The organism is Streptomyces palmae (assembly GCF_004684805.1).
Classification (GTDB): Bacteria; Actinomycetota; Actinomycetes; order Streptomycetales; family Streptomycetaceae; genus Streptomyces; species Streptomyces palmae.
In genome coordinates this window covers 1-19,094 of sequence record NZ_SRID01000019.1, presented here as the reverse complement: position 1 = coordinate 19,094, position 19,094 = coordinate 1, and the positions used below count along the sequence as shown (strand labels likewise).

Sequence of the window (19,094 nt, the reverse complement as noted above, 5' to 3'; positions counted from 1 at the left end):
GCTGGACGCACGCCACTCCAGCGGTTTCCTCACCGGTGAGCGCCTGTCACGCCACCGCGCACACCAGGACCGCGACGGACACCCCCAGGTAGCCGCCGGGGAACGCGATGGTGCGGTAGACGCGGGAGCGGACATGGAAGACCATGGCGCCGACATAGAACAGCACCAGCCCCACCGCGGCGGCGACGCGGATGTACGGGACCCCCAGCAGCCCCAGCAGCAGCCCGCCGGCGCCCGCGGCCTTGAGCGCGGCCAGCCAGGGCAGCCAGGACGCCGGAACCCCCACCTCCGCCGAGTTGGCCAGCACGAAACGGGCTTTCAGCAGGTCGGCGACGGCGATCCCGGCATGGGCCGCGATCGCGGCACAGGTGATGACCAGACAGGCGGTGGGCATGCGCCTCTCCTCTCGAACACATCGGTGCGGTGAGCCCCGCGGGTGCACGCCTGAGGCGCCGGCAGCGCCGCCGCGGCCCGGCTGCCGCGCGGACGGTGGCGGCGCCCGGCGCTCCACTGCCCGCAGGGGTGGCCCAGGACCGCGGCGAACCGCTGCCCAGCTCGTGCCACCAGCCTTGCCGAGCCCCTCCTTGGCGTCCAATACCTGCTTCTATAACCTGCCGGCATGGATGTGGACACCCGGTTGCTGCGCTCCTTCGTCGCCGTGGCCGAGGAGGGGAGCCTCACCCGTGCCGCGGAGCGGCTGTATGTCTCCCAGCCGGCGCTGACCAAGCAGATCCGGCAGTTGGAGGGGCGGCTCGGGGTCCCGCTGTTCACCCGCTCCCGGGCCGGGATGGCCCTGACCGAACCGGGGCGGACCCTGGCCCAGCGGGCTCCCGCCCTGCTGGCGGAGTGGGACCGGACCCTGCGGGAGACCAGGGGCGCGGCCGACCGGGCGGCCCGGGTGCTGCGCGTCGGCTTCCTGGCCAGCGCCGCCAATGAGGCGACCTCGCGGATCGTCGCCGAGTTCGGCCGCCGGCGCCCGGGCTGGCGCGTCGAGATGCGGCAGGCCGCCTGGTCGGATCCGAGCGCCGGACTCGCCGAGGGCGACGTGGACGTCGCCCTCCTGCGGCTGCCCTTCCCCGGTCAGCAGGCGCTGCGGGTGGAGGTGCTGTTCAGCGAGGACCGCTGGATCGCGCTGCCGGCCGGGCACCCGCTGGCCGGCCGCGAGCTGATCGCCTTCCGGGAGCTGTGGGACGAGCCGTTCGTGGCCGCCCCGGCCGAGTCGGGCCGGTGGCGGGAGTACTGGCTGGCCACCGAGGAGCGCCAGGGCCGGCCGGCGCGGATCGGCGCCGTCACCGACCAGCCCGACGATTGGCTGAGCGCGATCGCCAACGGCTACGGCATCGCCCTGGCCCCCGCGTCCGCCGCCCGCTTCTACGCCCGCCCCGGGATCGTCTACCGCCCGGTCAGCGGGGTCGGGCCCAGCCGGGTCGGGGTCGCCTGGTCCCCCGCCGACGACGGCGACCCGGTGGTGCGGGAGTTCGTCCGCTGCTGCCTGGAGCTCGGCTCGGCGAGCGGCGGCCCCACCGCCTGACGCCGCCCGCGCGCGGAGCCGCGGCTCCCCGTACCTCGGGTGCCGGGCGCGTACCGGATGAGGACGGCGCCGCCCGGCCGCAGACTGGTGGGGAAGCCCGCCTTCCGCGCAGGACGCGGCGGGGCGGCGGCCGCGAGACGGAAGGGACCACCGGCTCATGTTCGGAAGCACCAAGGCGTTCAGCAGCTTCGCAGTGGACGACATCGCCAAGGCCAAGGACTTCTACGACACGGTGCTGGGGCTGCGGGTGAGCGAGCGGCACGGCCTGCTGACGCTGCACATCGCCGGCAGCGCGCCGGTGCTGGTCTACCCCAAGGAGGACCACCGGCCGGCCGGCTTCACCGTCCTCAACTTCCCGGTGGAGGACGTGGAGCCGGTCGTCGACGAACTGGTGCGGCGGGGGGTCGTCTTCGAGCGGTACGAGGGCTTCGACCAGGACGCCAAGGGCATCGCCCGCGGCGAGGGCCCGGACATCGCCTGGTTCAAGGACCCGGCCGGCAATGTGCTCGCGGTGCTGAAGCCGAACTGATCCCGGCCTGCCGGGACCGGCACCGCCCGGACCGTCCCCGCGGCCGACTTCCGCCGGGCGCCTGGCCGCAAGCGGTTCACCGCCGTGCCGGTACGGCACTCCACCCCCAGGTGAAGCCGCTGCGCCGGATGGCCCACCCGAAACTTCGACATCTCATATGTGAGATAGCATCATTAGTATGACAGACGCTTACCTCACGCGTATCGGCAAGCTCATTCGCGACGCCCGCCAGCACCGGGGATGGACCCAGTCCCAGCTGGCGGAGGCTCTGGGCACCAGCCAGAGCGCGGTCAACCGCATCGAGCGGGGCAACCAGAACATCAGTCTTGAGATGATCGCCCGCATCGGCGAGGCACTGGACAGCGAGATCGTCTCGCTGGGCTATGCCGGTCCGATGCACCTGCGGGTCGTCGGTGGGCGCCGTCTGTCGGGCAGCATCGATGTCAAGACGAGCAAGAACGCCTGTGTCGCCCTGCTGTGCGCCTCGCTGCTCAACTCCGGCCGCACCACCCTGCGCCGGGTGGCCCGGATCGAGGAGGTCTACCGGATCCTGGAGGTGCTGGCCAGCATCGGGGTGCGGGCCCGCTGGATCAACGACGGGGCCGACCTGGAGATCGTGCCGCCGGCCGAGCTGGACCTGGACTCCATGGACACCGAGGCCGCCCGCCGCACCCGCAGCGTCATCATGTTCCTCGGGCCGCTGCTGCACCGGATGGACCGGTTCCGGATCCCCTACGCGGGCGGTTGCGACCTGGGCACCCGTACCGTGCAGCCGCACATGACCGCGCTGCGCCACTTCGGCCTGGAGGTCACCGCCACCGACGGTACGTACCACGCCGAGGTGGACCGTACCGTCTCCCCCACCCGGGCGATCGTGCTGACCGAGCGCGGCGACACGGTGACCGAGAACGCGCTGCTGGCCGCCGCCCGCTACGACGGGGTCTCGGTCATCCGGAACGCCTCCTCCAACTACATGGTCCAGGACCTGTGCTTCTTCCTGGAGGAGCTGGGCGTCCGAGTGGACGGCATCGGCACCACCACGCTCACCGTGCACGGCGTGGCCGAGATCGACCGCGATGTCGACTACGCGCCCTCCGAGGACCCGGTGGAGGCGATGAGCCTGCTGGCCGCGGCCGTGGTCACCGAGTCCGAACTGACCATCCGGCGGGTGCCGGTGGAGTTCCTGGAGATCGAGCTGGCGGTCCTGGAGGAGATGGGCCTGGACCACGAGCGCGGCGCGGAGTACCCGGCGGACAACGGGCGGACCCGGCTGGTCGACCTGACGGTGCGGCCGTCCAAGCTCAGCGCACCGCTGGACAAGATCCACCCGATGCCCTTCCCCGGCCTGAACATCGACAACGTGCCGTTCTTCGCGGCCATCGCCGCCACCGCGCAGGGCTCGACGCTGATCCACGACTGGGTCTACGACAACCGCGCCATCTACCTCACCGACCTCAACCGGCTCGGCGCCCGGGTGAAGTTGCTGGACCCGCACCGGGTGCTGGTGGAGGGCCCGACCCGGTGGCGCAGCGCGGAGATGATGTGCCCGCCCGCACTGCGCCCGGCGGTGGTGGTGCTGCTGGCGATGATGGCCGCGGAGGGCACCTCGGTACTGCGCAACGTGTATGTCATCAACCGGGGTTACGAGGACCTGGCGGAGCGGCTGAACTCCATCGGCGCGCAGATCGAGATCTTCCGCGACATCTGACGGCCGGAACGCCGCCGCGCCCCGCCCGGCGCGCGAAGGCGGGCACGCCGTTCAGTGCCACTCCCAGCGCAGTGCGCGGAAGCCGGGCCCGGGGTCCTCGAAGACCGCGTGCGCCCGGCCGGCGGCGCTGATCCACACCGGTTCCGCGGAGACCGGCTCCCCGGTGGCCGCGGCGCTGCTGCAGCGCAGGCAGCGCACCGGTACGGCGTCGGGGTGGAAGGCGACCTCCAGGGTGTAGAGCCGGGCGGGGGCGCGGAATCCGCGTCCGCACTCGCGGCTGGGGCGCCCGCTGCCGGGAAACCGCAGGGTGTACTCCACCAGCGTGGTCTCGCCCGCGGAGAGGGTGCGGTCCAGGAACAGCTCCGCCACCACCAGCGGAACGCTGCGGTCCGAACGCAGCCGCCCCAGACGGGCGTTGCGTACCTCCGCGAACTCGGGCAGCTCCCGGTCGGGGTCCTCGCCGCTGAGCACCACCACGCAGCGGTCCACCCGCTCCCGGGTGGCCTGGAGGGTCAGCCGGGTGGTCAGCCGGGCCGCGGTGCCCTGGGCGTCGAGTTCGTACGCGTCATGGGCGGCGACCCGCAGCAGGCCGTCGTCGGTGCTGCCCAACTCGGCCAGCAGCTCGGGGAGGCTCGCGTACTCCCGCCACAGGTGCTCGGTCTCCAGCACCTCGGTGCCCCGGTTGACCCAGCGGCCCCGGGGGCGGCGCGGGCCGAGCAGCGAGACCAGGCCGTCGGTGGGGATGCCCAGCAGTTCCTCCAGCAGCCGGACCGCCTGCCGGGACTGGGGCCGCTCGGGGCGGCTGCGGCCGCGTCGCCAGTAGCTGAGCGTGGTGACGCTGATCTCCACCCCGCGCTCGGCGAGCCGGTGCTGGATACGTTCCAGGCTCAGCCCGCTGGCCCGCACGGCGGCGTCCAGAGCCGCCTCGAAGGGGCCGTTGCGGAGCGCGTCGAGGAGTTCCGCGGGCAGTTCCCGCGGCGGTGGTGGTGCGGGGTTGGGGACCAGGAGCCGCTGGCCCTGGTCCGTCTGTCTGACTCGTGTTCGGTCGCTGATGGACACCATGGATTGCCTCCCGCACCGACGTCGCGCGCCTCGGGGTGGGGGGCGCTGCCTGTGACCGCGTTGTCGCAGGGGATGGAATGGGGTCACATGCTAGCCACGGGCTGTCCGGATAGCGACGAGACAGCAGTCACTCTATGAACAGTTTTGACCAAAGCTCGATGTTGGGCAGGGGCATGGCCGGGCGCAGAACGGGGGTCGGGATCTTCACAGCGTCCCGCAATTAAACAGACTTGGCGCTTTGTTGACCCGGGATACCGGCGGCGGCCACGCTCCCGGCCCATGAAGAGAACCGTGCTCGCCGGATCGCTGTCGCTTGCCGTCAGCGGCCTGCTGATAGCCGCCGGCGTGGGAACCCCCGCCTCCGCGGCCGACACCGGTCGGCCCCACACCCCGAAGGCCAGCAAGACGCAGGCCGTCAAGGACGCTCGCGAGTCGATCGCCGCCCACCCGCAGGCGGTCCGCGCCAGCTCCCACGACACGTTCACGTCGGCCGCCGTGCAGGTCGACAAGGACGGCACCCGCCATGTGCACATGCGCCGCGAGTACCGCGGCCTGCCCGTGCTGGGCGGCGACGTCATCGTGCACTCCGCGCCCAGCGGCGCGTTCCGGGAGAGCACCCTGGGCCTCAAGAAGAGCCTGTCCCTGGCGGTCACGCCCAAGGTCAGCGCCGAGCGGGCGGAGGCCCTGGCGCAGCGGATGTTCCAGGGCAAGCGCTCCAAGACCTCCAGCAAGCTGGTGGTCGACGCGCTCTCCGGCACCCCGCGGCTGGCCTGGCAGGTCACCGTCGACGGCATCGCTCCGGACCAGTCGCCGAGCCACTACAACGTGCTGGTGGACGCCCTGACCGGCAAGGCCGGGCAGACCTGGAACGCCTTCCACACCGCCGACGGCACCGGCCACGGCTACCAGGTGGGCGACGTCCCGCTGAGCACCACCGCGGTCTCCGGTGGCTACCAGCTCAAGGACGCCACCCGCGGCAACGGGGAGACCCGGGACGCGCAGAACCTGACGGCGACCAACGACAGCCCGCCGGCCGGCTGGGGCAAGGCGTTCACCGACACGGACAACGTGTGGGGCAACGGCAGCCTCAGCGACCGCGCCACCGTCGCCGCCGACGCGCACTTCGGCATCCAGGCGACCTGGGACTACTACAAGAACGTGCACGGCCGCAGCGGCATCAAGAACGACGGTGTCGGCGCCCGCTCGTTCGTGCACTACGGCAACAACTACGCCAACGCCGGCTGGGACGACACCAGCTTCAGCATGATCTACGGCGACGGCGCCCCCGGCGACAAGCCGTTCACCGAGATCGACGTGGCCGGCCACGAGATGAGCCACGGCGTCACCTCGGCCACCGCCAACCTGAACTACTACGGTGAGTCCGGCGGCCTGAACGAGTCGACCAGCGACATCTTCGGCACCCTGGTGGAGTTCAACGCCAACAGCGCGGCGGACACCCCCGACTACCTCATCGGCGAGAAGATCAGCACCACGCCGCTGCGGTTCATGGACGACCCGAAGAAGGACGGTGTCTCGCAGAGCTGCTGGAACACCAACACCAAGAACCTGGACCCGCACTACTCCTCGGGTGTGGGCAACCACTTCTTCTACCTGCTGGCGGTCGGCTCCGGCTCCTCCAAGTGGGGCAACAGCCCGACCTGTGACGGCGGCACGGTCACCGGCATCGGCAACGACGCCGCGGGCAAGATCTGGTACCGCGCGCTCACCACCTACATGACCTCGACCACCACCTACGCGCAGGCCCGTACCGCGAGCGTCAAGGCCGCGATCGACCTGTACGGCGCGAGCAGCACCCAGTGCGCCGCGGTGGAGAAGGCGTGGAACGGCGTGTCCGTCGCCGCGACCTCCACCACCTGCGGGGGCGGTGGCACCACCCCGCCGCCGAGCGGCTCCAACCTGCTGGCCAACCCGGGCTTCGAGTCGGGCGCGGTCAACTGGAGCTCCAGCTCCGGCGTGATCACCAACGACACCAGCGGCCAGCCGCACTCCGGCTCGTACTACGCCTGGCTGGACGGCTACGGCTCCTCGCACACCGACACCCTGTCCCAGTCGGTGACCATCCCGTCCACCGCGGCGGCGCCCAAGCTCAGCTTCTACCTGCTGATCGACACCAAGGAGTCGGGCACCACGGCGTACGACACGCTGAAGGCGCAGGTCGTCTCCGGTACGACCACCACCACCCTGGCGACGTACTCCAACGCGACGCCGGGCGGCTACGCCCTGAAGACCCTTGACCTGTCGGCGTTCAAGGGCAAGACCGTCACGATCAAGTTCACCGGTACCGAGGACTCGTCCGCGGCCACCAGCTTCCTGATCGACGACACCGCGGTCACCACCGGCTGAGCCTCCTCCCCAGGCCCTGCCCGGGCCCGGCCGGTTCCCACCGGCCGGGCCCGCACGCGTGTGTGCGGGCCCGCCCCTGACGGGTCAGGCCCGGTCCGCGGGCCTCAGCCGGGCGGCGCGGCGGCGCCCCGCCCTCCGGCCCGGTCCGGAGCGGTTCGGACCGGCTTCGCCCCGGCGGCCGGTCCGCGGGCTCAGTCGGGCAGCACGGCGATGCCGTCCAGTTCCACCAGGGCCGTCTCGTCCCACAGCCGCACCACCCCGACCACCGCCATCGCCGGATAGTCCCGGCCGGCCAGCTCCCGCCAGATGCGGCCCAACTCCGCGGCGTGCGCCCGGTAGTCGGCCACGTCCACGGCGTAGACGGTCACCCGGGCCAGCCGCTCCGGGCCGCCGCCGCAGGCGCGCAGCGCGGCCAGCAGACCGCCCAGCGCCCGGCGGAACTGCTCGGGCAGGGTGGCGCCGGTGATCCGGCCCTCCGCGTCCAGGGCGGTCTGCCCGGCCAGGAAGACCAGCCGGCCCCCGGTGGCGGTGACCGCGTGGCTGAAGCCGGCGGCCGGTGCGAGGCCGTCCGGGTTCACCCGCTCCAGGCTCACCGGTACAGCTCCCTGGCGATGATGGTGCGCTGGACCTCGGTGGCGCCCTCGTAGATCCTCGGCGCGCGCACCTCGCGGTACAGGTGCTCCAGCAGGTGCCCGCGGCGCAGTGCCCGGGCCCCGTGGATCTGCACCGCGGCGTCCACCACGTACTGCGCGGTCTCGGTGGCCAGCAGCTTGGCCATGGCCGAGCGCCGGGCGACATCGGGGGCGCCGGCGTCCAGGGCCTCGGCCGCCGCGTACACCAGCAGCCGGGCGGCCTCGGTGCGGGTGGCCATCTCGGCGAGCTGGTGGGAGACGGACTGCAGGTCCCGCAGCGGCCCGCCGAAGGCCCGGCGCTCGGCCGCGTACGCCAGGGACGCCTCCAGGGCGGCCTGCGCCATGCCCACCGCGAAGGCGCCGACACTGGGCCGCAGCAGGTTCAGGGTGCGCATGGCCAGCTGGAAGCCCCCGTCCACGCCGCCCAGCACATCGGCGCCGGTGACCGGGGTGCCGTCGAAGCCCAGGCTGCCGATCGGGTGCGGGCTGAGCATGTCCAGCGGGCGGCCGGTCAGCCCGGGCCGGTCCGCGGGGACCAGGAACGCGGTGATGCCGCGGGCGCCCGCCTCCTCGGTGGTGCGGGCGAAGACGGTGTACAGGTCGGCGCCCGGGGCGTTGGAGATCCAGGTCTTCTCGCCGGACAGCCGCCAGCCGCCGCTCCGGTCCGGTACGGCCCGCAGGGTGAGCGCCGCCGCGTCCGAGCCGGCCTCCGGCTCACTAAGCGCGAAGGCGGTGACCGCCCGGCCGGCCCTGATCTCCGGCAGCCAGCGCCGGGTCTGCTCGGGGGTGCCGGCGAGCGCCAGCGGATAGCCGCCCAGCGCCTGGAGGGCCAGCGCGGTCTCCGCCTCGGTGCACTCGGCGGCCAGCGACTCGCGCAGCAGGCACAGCCGTAGCGCGGGCACCCGGCCCCGCTCGGGGAAGAGCCGGGCCAGCAGGCCCGACGCGCCCAACTCCGCCACCAGCGGGCGGTCGATCCGCCCTTCCGTTGACGGAACGGACCGCTCCGCCAGTGGACGCAGCCGCTCGGCGGCGAGTGTGCGCAGTTCGGCGCACCATTTCTGCTGCTCCGGATCGAGTGCGAATGCCGCCACCGGGCGCCCTCCCTCGGCTCGTTATCGCGATCTGTTGACTGTCGTCACCAACACGTTACGCTGACGGAGCGACTTCAGGGCAGACTCACGTCACCGCTGGGAGGCGCGACCACGATGGAGCTGGGGCCTTCGGCACATGTCGACACCTTCGCCCGGGATCATCTTCCGCCCCCCGACCAGTGGCCACAGCTGCTGCTGGGCCCCGCGGACGAGCGCTACCCGGACCGACTGAACTGCGGCGCCGAGCTGTTGGACGGCACCGTGGCCCGGCTCGGCCCGCACCGACCCGCGCTGCGCGAGGCCACCGGCGAGACCTGGAGCTACGGGCAGCTCCAGGAGCGGGTGGACCGCCTCGCGCACACCCTCACCCGGGAGTTGGGCGTGGTGCCGGGCAACCGGGTGCTGCTGCGCGGCCCCACCACCCCCTGGCTGGCCGCCTGCTGGCTGGCGGTGATGAAGGCCGGCGCCGTGGCGGTGACCGTCCTGGCCTCGCACCGCGCCGGGGAGTTGGCCGCCATCTGCGAGATCGCCCAGGTGCGCCACGCGCTGTGCGACGCCCGCTGCGCGGAGGACCTGGTGCGGGCCCGGGTGCCGGGGCTGCGGATCACGGAGTACGGCGGCCGGTCGCCGGGGGACCTGCTGCGGCGCGCCCCGGCCCACCCCGCCCCGTACCAGGCGGTGCCCACCTCGGCGGACGACGTGGCGCTGATCGCCTTCACCTCCGGCACCACCGGCCGGCCCAAGGGCTGCATGCACTTCCACCGCGATGTGCTGGCCATCGCCGACACCTTCTCCGCCCGGGTGCTGCGCCCGCGCCCGGACGACGTGTTCGCCGGCAGCCCCCCGCTGGGCTTCACCTTCGGCCTGGGCGGCCTGGTGGTCTTCCCGCTGCGGGCCGGCGCCTCGGTGCTGCTCGGCGACTGGGGCGGCCCCGCCCGGCTGCTCGACGACGTCCAACACCACCGGATATCGGTGCTGTTCACCGCACCGACCGCCTATCGGGCGATGCTCGGCCGACTCAGCGCGTACGACACCTCCAGCCTGCGCCGCTGCGTCTCGGCCGGCGAGAACCTGCCCGCCGCCACCTGGCGCGAGTGGTACGCGGCCACCGGGCTGCGCATCATCAACGGCATCGGCGCCACCGAACTGCTGCACATCTTCATCTCCGCGGCCGACGACCGGATCCGGCCGGGCACCACCGGGCTGCCGGTCCCCGGCTACCAGGCACGCGTGGTGGACTCCGAGGGCCGGCCGCTGCCGGACGGCGAACCGGGGCTGCTGGCGGTGCGCGGCCCCACCGGCTGCCGCTACCTGGCCGACGAACGCCAGCGCGACTATGTACGCGACGGCTGGAACCTCACCGGGGACACCTACGTCCGCGAACCCGACGGCTACTTCCGCTTCGTCGCCCGCGCCGACGACATGATCATCTCGGCCGGCTACAACATCGCGGGCCCCGAGGTGGAGGAGGCCCTGCTGCGGCATCCGCAGGTGGCGGAGGCGGCGGTGGTCGGGCGTCCGGACCCGGACCGCGGCATGGCGGTGGTGGCCCATGTGGTGCTGCGCGGCGGGGCGCCCGGCGGCCAGGAGACCGCCGACGCCCTGCGCGCCTTCGTCCGGGCCGAGTTGGCCCCGTACAAGTGCCCGCGCGCGTTCGTCTTCCAGGACGCCCTGCCGCGCACCCCGACCGGCAAGCTCCAGCGCTTCCGGCTGCGCGGTGGCCGCGGTGGCTAGGGATGTCCGGAGAGGGGCCGCGCGGTCGGGAGCCGGACCCGGGTGGAAGGGACTCCGCGCCGGACGGTGGGAGCCGCACCCGCTCGGGCCGCGCCGGGAGTGGCGGCGGGGCCCGGGGCGCCTCCCGGCGGTCTCCGCGGGGTGTCGGCGCCCGCGGAAACCCCTCGACGACCCCCTACAGTATGCGCGTGAGTGATCATCACGCCCCCCGCTCGCTGATCGTCACCCTCTACGGCGCGTACGGCCGGGGCACCCCCGAGCACCCCGCCGGGCCGGTACCGGTGGCCGCCCTCATCCGGCTGCTCGGCACGGTCGGTGTGGACCCGCCCTCGGTGCGCTCGGCCGTCTCCCGGCTCAAGCGCCGCGGGCTGCTGGTCGCCGGGCGCACCGCCGGCGGAGCGGCCGGCTACGCGCTGTCCGACGCCGCCCGGCAGCTGCTGGACGACGGCGACCGGCGGATCTACGGCCGCCCGGCGGACCAGGCGGCCGACCGCTGGCTGCTGGCGGTCTTCTCGGTGCCCGAGCAGGAGCGGCACAAGCGCCACCTGCTGCGCTCCCGGCTCGGCCGCCTGGGCTTCGGCACCGCCGCGCCGGGCGTGTGGATCGCCCCGGACCACCTCTACGAGGAGACCCGGCACGCCCTGGAGCGGCTGGAACTGGCCGAGTACGTGGACCTGTTCCGCGGCGCCCACGCGGGCTTCACGCCCACCTGCGAGGCGGTGGCCCGCTGGTGGGACCTGTCGGCGCTGGCCGAGCTGCACCGTGCCTTCCTGGACGCCCACGAGCCGGTGCTGCGCCGCTGGGCGCGGCGGCGCTCCACCGACCCGGAGGAGGCCTACCGCGACTATCTGCTGGCGCTGGACTCCTGGCGGCACCTGCCCTACGCCGACCCGGGCCTGCCGGCCGCCCTGCTGCCGGCCGACTGGCCGGGGGTCCGGGCCGGCGAGGTGTTCGCCGCGCTGCACGCCCGGCTGCGCGCGGCGGGCGCCCAGTACGCCGCGCAGCGCCTCGCCGAGGGCTGAACCGCCGCGCCGCCCCGGTCAGCCGCCCAGTGTCAGCCGGGGTTTGGGGGCGTCGGTGCGGCCCGTGGGCGGACGCCGGCTGCCGGCCCGGTAGGGCGGCGGCCAGGGCGCGGCCGGGCCCGAGTAGCCCTGCTCGGCGGCGGCGTGCAGGGTCCAGTGCGGGTCGTAGAGGTGGGGGCGGGCCAGGGCGCACAGGTCGGCGCGGCCCGCCAGGATCAGCGAGTTGACGTCGTCCCAGGAGGAGATGGCGCCGACCGCGATGACCGGGACGGCCAGCTCGTTGCGGATCCGGTCGGCGAACGGGGCCTGGTAGGAGCGGCCGAACTCCGGGCGCTCCTCGGACACCACCTGGCCGGTGGAGACGTCGATGGCGTCCGCCCCGCGGGCGCGGAAGGCCGCGGCCACGGTCACCGCCTCCTTGGCGGTCATGCCGCCCGGGGCCCAGTCGGTGGCGGAGATCCGTACCGTCATGGGGCGCTCCGCGGGCCAGACCGCGCGCACCGCGTCGAAGACCTCCAGCGGATAGCGCAGCCGGGCGGTGAGCGAGCCGCCGTAGGCGTCGGTGCGCCGGTTGGTCAGCGGGGAGAGGAAGCCGGAGAGCAGATAGCCGTGCGCGCAGTGGAGTTCCAGCAGGTCGAATCCGGCCCGGGCGGCGCGGCGGGCGGAGTCCTCGAACTCCGCGCGGATCGCGGCCATCCCCGCCCGGTCCAGTTCCCGGGGGACCTGGCTGATCCCCGGCCGGTAGGGCAGCGGCGAGGCCGCCACCAGCGGCCAGTTGCCGGCCGGCAGCGGATCGTCGATGCCCTCCCACATCAGCCGGGTGGAGCCCTTGCGACCGGCGTGCCCCAGCTGCACCCCGACCGCCACCCCGGGCGAGGCCCGGTGCGCGAAGTCGACCACCCGGCGCCAGGCCGCCTCGTGCTCCGACGTGTACAGCCCGGCGCAGCCCGGGGTGATCCGGCCGTCCGGGCTGACGCAGACCATCTCGGTCATCACCAGCCCCGCCCCGCCCAGCGCCCGAGCGCCCAGGTGGACCAGGTGGAAGTCGCCGGGGGTGCCGTCCACCGCGGAGTACATGTCCATCGGGGAGACCACCACCCGGTTGCGCAGGGTCAGGCCGCGCAGCCGGAAGGGGGTGAACATCGGGGGTGTGCCGGGTGGGGTGCCCGCCTCGCGCTCCACCGCGGTGACGAATCCGGCGTCCCGCAGCCGCAGGTTGCCATGGGTGACCCGGCGGCTGCGGGTGAGCAGGTTGAAGGCGAACTGCCGGGGCGGCTGCGGCAGGTAGCGGGCCAGGTCCTCGAACCAGCGCAGGCTGGCGGCGGCGGCCCGCTGGGTGGACTCCACCACCGGGCGCCGCTCGGTCTCGTAGGCGGCCAGCGCCTCGGGGACGGTGGGTTGCTCGGTCAGGCAGGCGGCGAGCGCCAGGGCGTCCTCCATGGCGAGCTTGGTGCCGGAGCCGATGGAGAAGTGGGCGGTGTGCGCGGCGTCGCCCAGCAGCACCGTGTTCCGGTGCCACCAGTGCTCGTTGACCACGGTCCGGAAGGCCGTCCACTGGGAGTTGTTGCCGCGCAGCGGACGGCCGTCCAGGGCGGGCGCGAACAAGCGGGCGCACCACGCGGCGGAGGTGTCCGGGTCGCAGCGGTCCAGTCCGGCGGCGCGCCAGACCTCCTCGCGCATCTCCACGATGACCGTGCTGGCCCCCTGTCCGCCGCCGTCCGGGGCGGGGCGGGCGAACGGATAGCCGTGCAACTGCGCCACGCCGTGCCGGGTGCGGGTGATCTCGAAGCGGAAGGCGTCGAAGGCGAAGTCGGCGGCCAGCCATATGTACTGGCAGCGGTGGGTGGTCAGCCGGGGCCCGAACGCCTCGGCGCCGGCCTGGCGGGTGGCGCTGTGCACCCCGTCGGCGGCGATCACCAGGTCGTGGTCGAGGGCGAGTTCGGCGGCCGGCGGCGCCGGGGTGCGGAAGCACAGCCGTACGCCCAGCTCCCGGCAGCGCTGGTGCAGGATCTCCAGGAGCCGGCGGCGGCCGAGGGCGGCGAAGCCGTGCCCGCCGGAGCTGAGCCGGTGCTCGCCACGGACCACCTCGATGGTGTCCCAGCGGACGAACTCGGCGCTCAGGGCCCGGTGGACGGTGGGGTCGGCGTGTTCGATGCCGCCCAGGGTCTCGTCCGAGAGGACCACCCCGAAGCCGAAGGTGTCCTGGGGTGCGTTGCGCTCCCAGACGGTGATCTCCCGCGCCGGGTCCAGCCGTTTGAGCAGCGCCGCCGCGTACAGCCCGCCGGGTCCGCCGCCGATGACGGCCACCCGCAGCGCGCCGGGCACCGCTACCGCCCCTGCCAGTCGGGCGGCCGCTTGGCGGTGAAGGCGGCGTGGAACTCGGCGTAGTCGGCGCCGTGCATCAGCAGCGCCTGGGTGGCGGCGTCCAGCTCCACGGCGGCGGCCAGCGGCATGTCGAGCTCGGCGGTGAGCAGCGCCTTGGTCTGGGCGTGGGCGAGCGCCGGGCCGTCGGCGAGGCGGCGGGCCAGCGCCGCGGCGGCCGCACCGGTCCGCCCTTCCTCGGCCAGCTCGCTGATCAGGCCGATGCGCTCGGCCTCGGGGGCGCGCACCGGCTCGCCGAGCATCAGCAGCCGGGTGGCGTGGCCGAGCCCGACGACCCGGGGCAGCAGATAGGCGGCGCCCATGTCACCGCCGGACAGTCCCACCCGGGTGAACAGGAAGGCGAAGCGGGCGGTGGGGTCGGCGATCCGGAAGTCGGCGGCCAGCGCCAGGACGGCCCCGGCGCCGGCGGCGACCCCGTGCACCGCGGCGATCACCGGGAAGGGGCACTCCCGAAGGGCGCGCACCACCTGACCGGTCATCCGGTTGAAGTCGAGCAGTTCCGCGGTGTCCATGGCGAGGGTGGCACCGATGATCTCCTCGACATCGCCTCCGGAGCAGAAGCCGCGGCCCTCACCGCCGAGCACCAGGGCGCGCACCGACCGCTCCCGGGAGAGCTCGGCGAGCAGATCGCGCAGGTCGGCGTAGGCGCCGAAGGTGAGGGCGTTCAGCTTCTCGGGGCGGGCGAGGGTGACGGTGGCGACCGCGTCATCGAGGGTGAGGCGCAGATGCCGCCACTTCTCGGTGCGGGTCGCCGATCCGGTAAAGGGCATGGCGCACGGCCTCCTTCAGCCTGGGGGTGGCTGGGTGGACGGCTGGTACCTCTGCCGAGCAAGCTATCACTGGTATGTGACTGCCGTCACGAGCACGCGATATGCCTGCGGCGGCGCATCGTCTCGGGACGGCGTTCGTGGCGACTCGGTGCGCGAGGTACGGGGCCGGGGCCGCGGAGGACCGAGGGGCGCAAGGGACTCAAGGGGCTCAGGCTGTGACGTGGGGCGGTCCCCGGGTCGGCGGAGCGGCACCCGACCGGCCCACCTCGCCGACCCCGACGGCTCGGGCAGCCCAGGACTCCGGGGCGCCGGATGTGCCACCCCCGGCGAGGGCCGGGGGTCAGGCGGCGAGTGTGGCCACCATGATCGCCTTGATGGTGTGCATGCGGTTCTCCGCCTCGTCGAAGACCACGGAGTGCGCGGACTCGAAGACCTCGTCGCTGACCTCCAGCTCGGTGAGCCCGTACCGCTCGTAGATCTCCCGGCTGACGTCCGTTTCGAGGTCGTGGAAGGCCGGCAGGCAGTGGAGGAACTTCACCTCGGGGTTCCCGGTGGCGCGCAGCACGTCCATGGTGACGGCGTACGGACCCAGCAGCGCTATCCGCTCGTCCCACACCTCCTTGGGCTCCCCCATGGACACCCAGACGTCGGTGGCCACGAAGTCCGCCCCGCGCACCCCCTCGGCGACGTCCTCGATCAGGGTGATCCGCGCCCCGGAGGACTTCGCCAGCTCGTGCGCCACGGAGACGATGGTCTCGTCCGGCCACAGCAGCCGCGGGGCCACGATCCGCACGTCCATGCCCAGCAGCGCGCCGGTGACCAGGTAGGAGTTGCCCATGTTGTACCGGGCGTCGCCGAGGTAGGCGAAGGCGACGCGGTCCAGGGGCTTGTCGCAGTGCTCCACCATGGTGAGCACGTCGGCGAGCATCTGGGTGGGGTGCCACTCGTCGGTGAGCCCGTTGTAGACCGGCACGCCGGCGTGCGCGGCCAGCTCCTCCAGGACGCCCTGGCCATGACCCCGGTACTCGATGGCGTCGAACATCCGGCCGAGGACGCGGGCGGTGTCCTTCACCGACTCCTTGTGGCCGATCTGCGAACCCGCCGGATCCAGGTAGGTGGTGACGGCCCCCTGGTCCGCGGCGGCGACCTCGAAGGCGCAGCGGGTCCGAGTGGAGGTCTTCTCGAAGATCAGCGCGATGTGCCGGCCGCGCAGCCGCTGGACCTCGGAGCCCGCGCGCTTGGCGGCCTTCAGCTCGGCCGCCAGGTCCACCAGGCGGCGGAACTCCTCGGCACTGAAGTCCAGCTCCTTGAGGAAGTGGCGGCCGGTGAGGTCTTTCGCCATGGCTCGGGCTCCTAGGTCACAGCGACGTACGGGACATACACCATCGATCTGCCCCCTGAACCGGCCTGGCTACCGGACCGGAGCGGGGGAGATGATGGAAGTATATACAAGGCTTCGCATACCTATGGATCGGGGTCCGCGCGCCGGAGGACCGGCGCCGGTCAGCCGACCGGGTCGCGCTCCACGGGGCAGCTCATGCAGCGCGGCCCGCCCCGGCCCCGACCCAGCTCGCTGCCCGGGATGGTGATCACCTCGATGCCGCGCTTGCGCAGGTAGGTGTTGGTGGTGGCGTTCCGCTCGTAGGCGACCACCACCCCGGGCTCCACCGCCAGCACGTTGCAGCCGTCGTCCCACTGCTCGCGCTCGGCCGCGTGGACGTCCTGGGTGGCGGTCAGCACCCGGATCGAGTCCAGGCCGAGCGCCGCCGCGATGGCCCGGTGCATGTGCTCCGGCGGATGGTCGGTGACCTTGAGCTCCTGGTCCCCGGAGCCCGGCTCGATGGTGTACGAGGGGAGCATCCCGAGCCCCGCGTACTGGGTGAAGGTGTCCCCGTCCACCATCGTCATCACCGTGTCCAGGTGCATGAAGGCGCGCCGCTTGGGCATGTGCAGGGCCACGATCGTGCGGGCCGAGCCGGCCGCGAACAGGCCGCGGGCGAGCATCTCGACCGCCTGCGGAGTGGTCCGCTCGCTCATCCCGATCAGCACCGCGCCGTTGCCGATCACCAGCACGTCGCCGCCCTCTATGGTGGACGGATAGGCCGCCTGCCCCTCGGACCAGACGTGGAAGCCGCCCTGGGCGAACAGGGGATGGTGCCGGTAGACGGCCTCGTAGTGCACCGTCTCGTGCCAACGGGCGGGCCAGCGCATCGCGTTGACGCACACCCCGTCGTACACCCAGGCCGAGGCGTCCCGGGTGAACAGGTGGTTGGGCAGCGGGGCGAGCAGGAAGTCGTCCGGCTCCATGGCGTGGAAGCGCACCGAGGTCGGCTCCGGATGGCGCTCCAGGTACTCCCGCTTGGTCATCCCGCCCACCAGTGCCTCGGTCAGCTCGGAATCCGGCAACTCCGCGAACGCGGCGCGCAGATGATCCGTGGCAAGCGGTCCGTACTCCTTCTCGTCGAAGACCCGGTCCAGGACCAGCGCCCGTGCGGCGGGCACCGCCAGACTCTCCTGGAGGAGGTCTCCGAACAGATGCACCTCGACGCCGCGGTCCCGTAGGACGTCCGCGAATCCGTCATGTTCCTGACGGGCCCGCCGCACCCACAGCACATCGTCGAAGAGCAAGGCGTCCTTGTTGCTGGGCGTGAGCCTTTTGAGCTCCAGATCGGGGCGGTGCAGGATGACGCGCCGCAGCCGGCCGGCCTCTGAATCGACATGGAATCCCATACGCCTATCTTGGCCGCCCGGCCGCGGAAATGAGCGTTTCCGCCGCAACAGACTCCCCACCAAGCCCACCCGTCACACGCGGGGCGCCCGTGTCGGCGCCCCGCCGCGCCTTCCGCCCGGGCCGGCGGCACCCTCCGCCCCGGGTCGTACGGCTTGCGTTCACGCTCAGCGGGGCGCGCGCCGGGCCGATCCCCACCGGACGACCGCCGCCGTCGCCGCGATCGACATCGCCGCCGCGAACACCCAGCCGGCCCGCAGCGGCGGCAGCGGCGCGTGCTGGGTGGAACCGGTCAGCGCCACCAGGACCGCCACGCCCAGGGCCGTACCGCCCTGCCGCGCCATCATCAGCACCCCGGACCCCAGGGAGAGCAGGCGGACGGGCAGCCGGCCGGCCGCCGCGAAGGCCACCGGCTGGTAGAGCCCGGTGCCCACCCCCGCGAGGACCAGCCCCGGCAGCAGCGCGACCGCGTAGTGCGCCCGCTGCTCCACCCCGACCAGCCACCACAGCGAGGCGGCCACGAAGGAGAGGGATCCGACGGCCCCCGCGACCCGCTCGCCGATGGCGCCCACGATCCGACCGGACAGCGCCGAGACCACCAGCACCGTGCCCGGCCAGGGCGCGACGGCCAGCCCGGTGCGCTGGACGGAGAAGCCCCAGACGCCGGTGCACAGCAGGGTGATCGACAGCAGCATCGCGGAGTAGGCGAGGAAATAGGCGAAGATACCGAGCCCGGCGGCGGGGAAGCCCGGTGTACGGAACAGCTCCGGGTCGATCACCGGGTCCTTGGCGCGCCGCATGTGCCGCACGCCCAGGGCCCCCGCCAGCAGCCCGGCAGCCAGCATGCCGAGGGTGCCGGCCGAGGTACGGCCCCAGTCCTCCGCGGTGACGAAGGCGGTGGCCAGGCAGCCGGTGCAGAGCAGCACCAGCAGGGTGCCCACGGGGTCGAGGCCGTGCCGGTCACCGGGGGCGGTCCTGGGCAGCAGCCGCAGGCCGGCGAGCGCGGCGGCCACCACCACCGGCACGTTGATCAGGAAGATCCAGCGCCAGGAGGAGGCCGCCAGGGCACCTCCGATCAGGGGCCCGGTACTGGCGGCCACCGCGCTGACCGCCGTCCAGATCCCCAGAGCGGTGGCGCGCTCGCGTTGCGGAAAGCCGGGCAGCGCCAGGGAGAGGGAGGTGGGGACGAGTACCGCCGCGCCAACGCCCTGGAGCACCCGGGCCGCGATCAGCGCCTCCAGTCCGGGCGCCGCGCCGCAACCGACCGAGGCGACCCCGAACACCACCAGCCCGGTCAGGAAGGAGCGCCGCCCGCCGGACCGGTCCGCCAACCGGCCGGCCGGCACCAGCAGCGCGGTGAGCACGATGGTGTAGGCGTTGAGCACCCAGGAGAGCCGGGCGGTGGAGGCCGCGCCGAAGTCGTCGCCGATCGCCGGGAAGGCGATGTTCACCGCGATCACGTCGAGTACCGCGAGGAACTGGGCGGCGGAGGCCACCGCCAGCACCAGCCAGCGCCGTGGATCGGGGGCACGGCCGGGGCC

The 19,094-nt window shown here is 73.4% G+C and carries 15 protein-coding genes; 6 read left to right on the top strand and 9 right to left on the bottom strand.

Annotated features, from left to right (window positions below):
• Positions 1-46: 46 nt before the first annotated feature.
• Positions 47-394, bottom strand: a complete 348-nt coding sequence (locus E4099_RS03930; RefSeq protein WP_135337500.1) for a DoxX family protein — start codon at positions 392-394, stop codon at positions 47-49.
• Positions 395-619: 225 nt separating this feature from the next.
• Between E4099_RS03930 and E4099_RS03925 the strand changes: the two genes are divergently transcribed.
• The 3 genes from E4099_RS03925 to E4099_RS03915 all read left to right on the top strand — a co-directional run bounded on the left by E4099_RS03925 (position 620) and on the right by E4099_RS03915 (position 3,768).
• Positions 620-1,531: a LysR family transcriptional regulator gene (locus E4099_RS03925; RefSeq protein ID WP_135337499.1), complete on the top strand. Its 912-nt coding sequence runs from the start codon at positions 620-622 to the stop codon at positions 1,529-1,531.
• A 157-nt stretch (positions 1,532-1,688) separates the two neighbouring features.
• The gene (locus tag E4099_RS03920) at positions 1,689-2,060 is read left to right on the top strand and encodes a VOC family protein (protein WP_135337498.1); all 372 of its coding nucleotides are present in this window, start codon (positions 1,689-1,691) and stop codon (positions 2,058-2,060) included.
• A 178-nt stretch (positions 2,061-2,238) separates the two neighbouring features.
• On the top strand, positions 2,239-3,768 hold the full coding sequence (locus E4099_RS03915) for a helix-turn-helix domain-containing protein (RefSeq protein ID WP_135337497.1): 1,530 nt from the start codon (positions 2,239-2,241) through the stop codon (positions 3,766-3,768).
• Between the two features lie 51 nt (positions 3,769-3,819).
• Here E4099_RS03915 and E4099_RS03910 read toward each other — a convergent pair whose 3' ends face one another.
• Positions 3,820-4,830: a hypothetical protein gene (locus E4099_RS03910; protein WP_135337496.1), complete on the bottom strand. Its 1,011-nt coding sequence runs from the start codon at positions 4,828-4,830 to the stop codon at positions 3,820-3,822.
• Positions 4,831-5,109: 279 nt separating this feature from the next.
• Here E4099_RS03910 and E4099_RS03905 point away from each other — a divergent pair, with 279 nt between their 5' ends.
• Positions 5,110-7,194, top strand: coding sequence for a M4 family metallopeptidase (locus E4099_RS03905; protein WP_135337495.1), 2,085 nt, complete (start codon positions 5,110-5,112; stop codon positions 7,192-7,194).
• A 191-nt stretch (positions 7,195-7,385) separates the two neighbouring features.
• Here E4099_RS03905 and E4099_RS03900 read toward each other — a convergent pair whose 3' ends face one another.
• Positions 7,386-7,787: a RidA family protein gene (locus tag E4099_RS03900; protein WP_135337494.1), complete on the bottom strand. Its 402-nt coding sequence runs from the start codon at positions 7,785-7,787 to the stop codon at positions 7,386-7,388.
• Complete coding sequence (locus E4099_RS03895) at positions 7,784-8,917, bottom strand: acyl-CoA dehydrogenase family protein (RefSeq protein WP_135337493.1); 1,134 nt, start codon at positions 8,915-8,917, stop codon at positions 7,784-7,786. The genes E4099_RS03900 and E4099_RS03895 overlap by 4 nt, the downstream gene beginning before the upstream one ends.
• Positions 8,918-9,031: 114 nt before the next feature.
• On the opposite strand from E4099_RS03895, the gene E4099_RS03890 reads away from it, so the two are divergent.
• Together E4099_RS03890 and E4099_RS03885 are read left to right on the top strand one after the other, a co-directional pair.
• On the top strand, positions 9,032-10,651 hold the full coding sequence (locus E4099_RS03890; protein WP_135337492.1) for an AMP-binding protein: 1,620 nt from the start codon (positions 9,032-9,034) through the stop codon (positions 10,649-10,651).
• Positions 10,652-10,833: 182 nt separating this feature from the next.
• Positions 10,834-11,673: a PaaX family transcriptional regulator gene (locus E4099_RS03885; RefSeq protein WP_209446515.1), complete on the top strand. Its 840-nt coding sequence runs from the start codon at positions 10,834-10,836 to the stop codon at positions 11,671-11,673.
• 18 nt (positions 11,674-11,691) lie between these two features.
• Here E4099_RS03885 and E4099_RS03880 read toward each other — a convergent pair whose 3' ends face one another.
• The 5 genes from E4099_RS03880 to E4099_RS03860 all read right to left on the bottom strand — a co-directional run.
• Complete coding sequence (locus tag E4099_RS03880) at positions 11,692-14,016, bottom strand: bifunctional salicylyl-CoA 5-hydroxylase/oxidoreductase (protein ID WP_135337490.1); 2,325 nt, start codon at positions 14,014-14,016, stop codon at positions 11,692-11,694.
• Positions 14,001-14,825, bottom strand: a complete 825-nt coding sequence (locus E4099_RS03875) for an enoyl-CoA hydratase family protein (RefSeq protein ID WP_135337489.1) — start codon at positions 14,823-14,825, stop codon at positions 14,001-14,003. The genes E4099_RS03880 and E4099_RS03875 overlap by 16 nt, the downstream gene beginning before the upstream one ends.
• A gap of 340 nt (positions 14,826-15,165) precedes the next feature.
• The gene (gene argF / locus E4099_RS03870; RefSeq protein WP_135337488.1) at positions 15,166-16,167 is read right to left on the bottom strand and encodes an ornithine carbamoyltransferase; all 1,002 of its coding nucleotides are present in this window, start codon (positions 16,165-16,167) and stop codon (positions 15,166-15,168) included.
• A gap of 161 nt (positions 16,168-16,328) precedes the next feature.
• Positions 16,329-17,555 (bottom strand): arginine deiminase, encoded by a 1,227-nt coding sequence (locus E4099_RS03865; protein ID WP_135337487.1) that lies wholly within the window; start codon positions 17,553-17,555, stop codon positions 16,329-16,331.
• Between the two features lie 165 nt (positions 17,556-17,720).
• Positions 17,721-19,094, bottom strand: a 1,374-nt coding sequence (locus tag E4099_RS03860; RefSeq protein ID WP_135337486.1) for an MFS transporter, incomplete at its 5' end; no start/stop codon positions are given.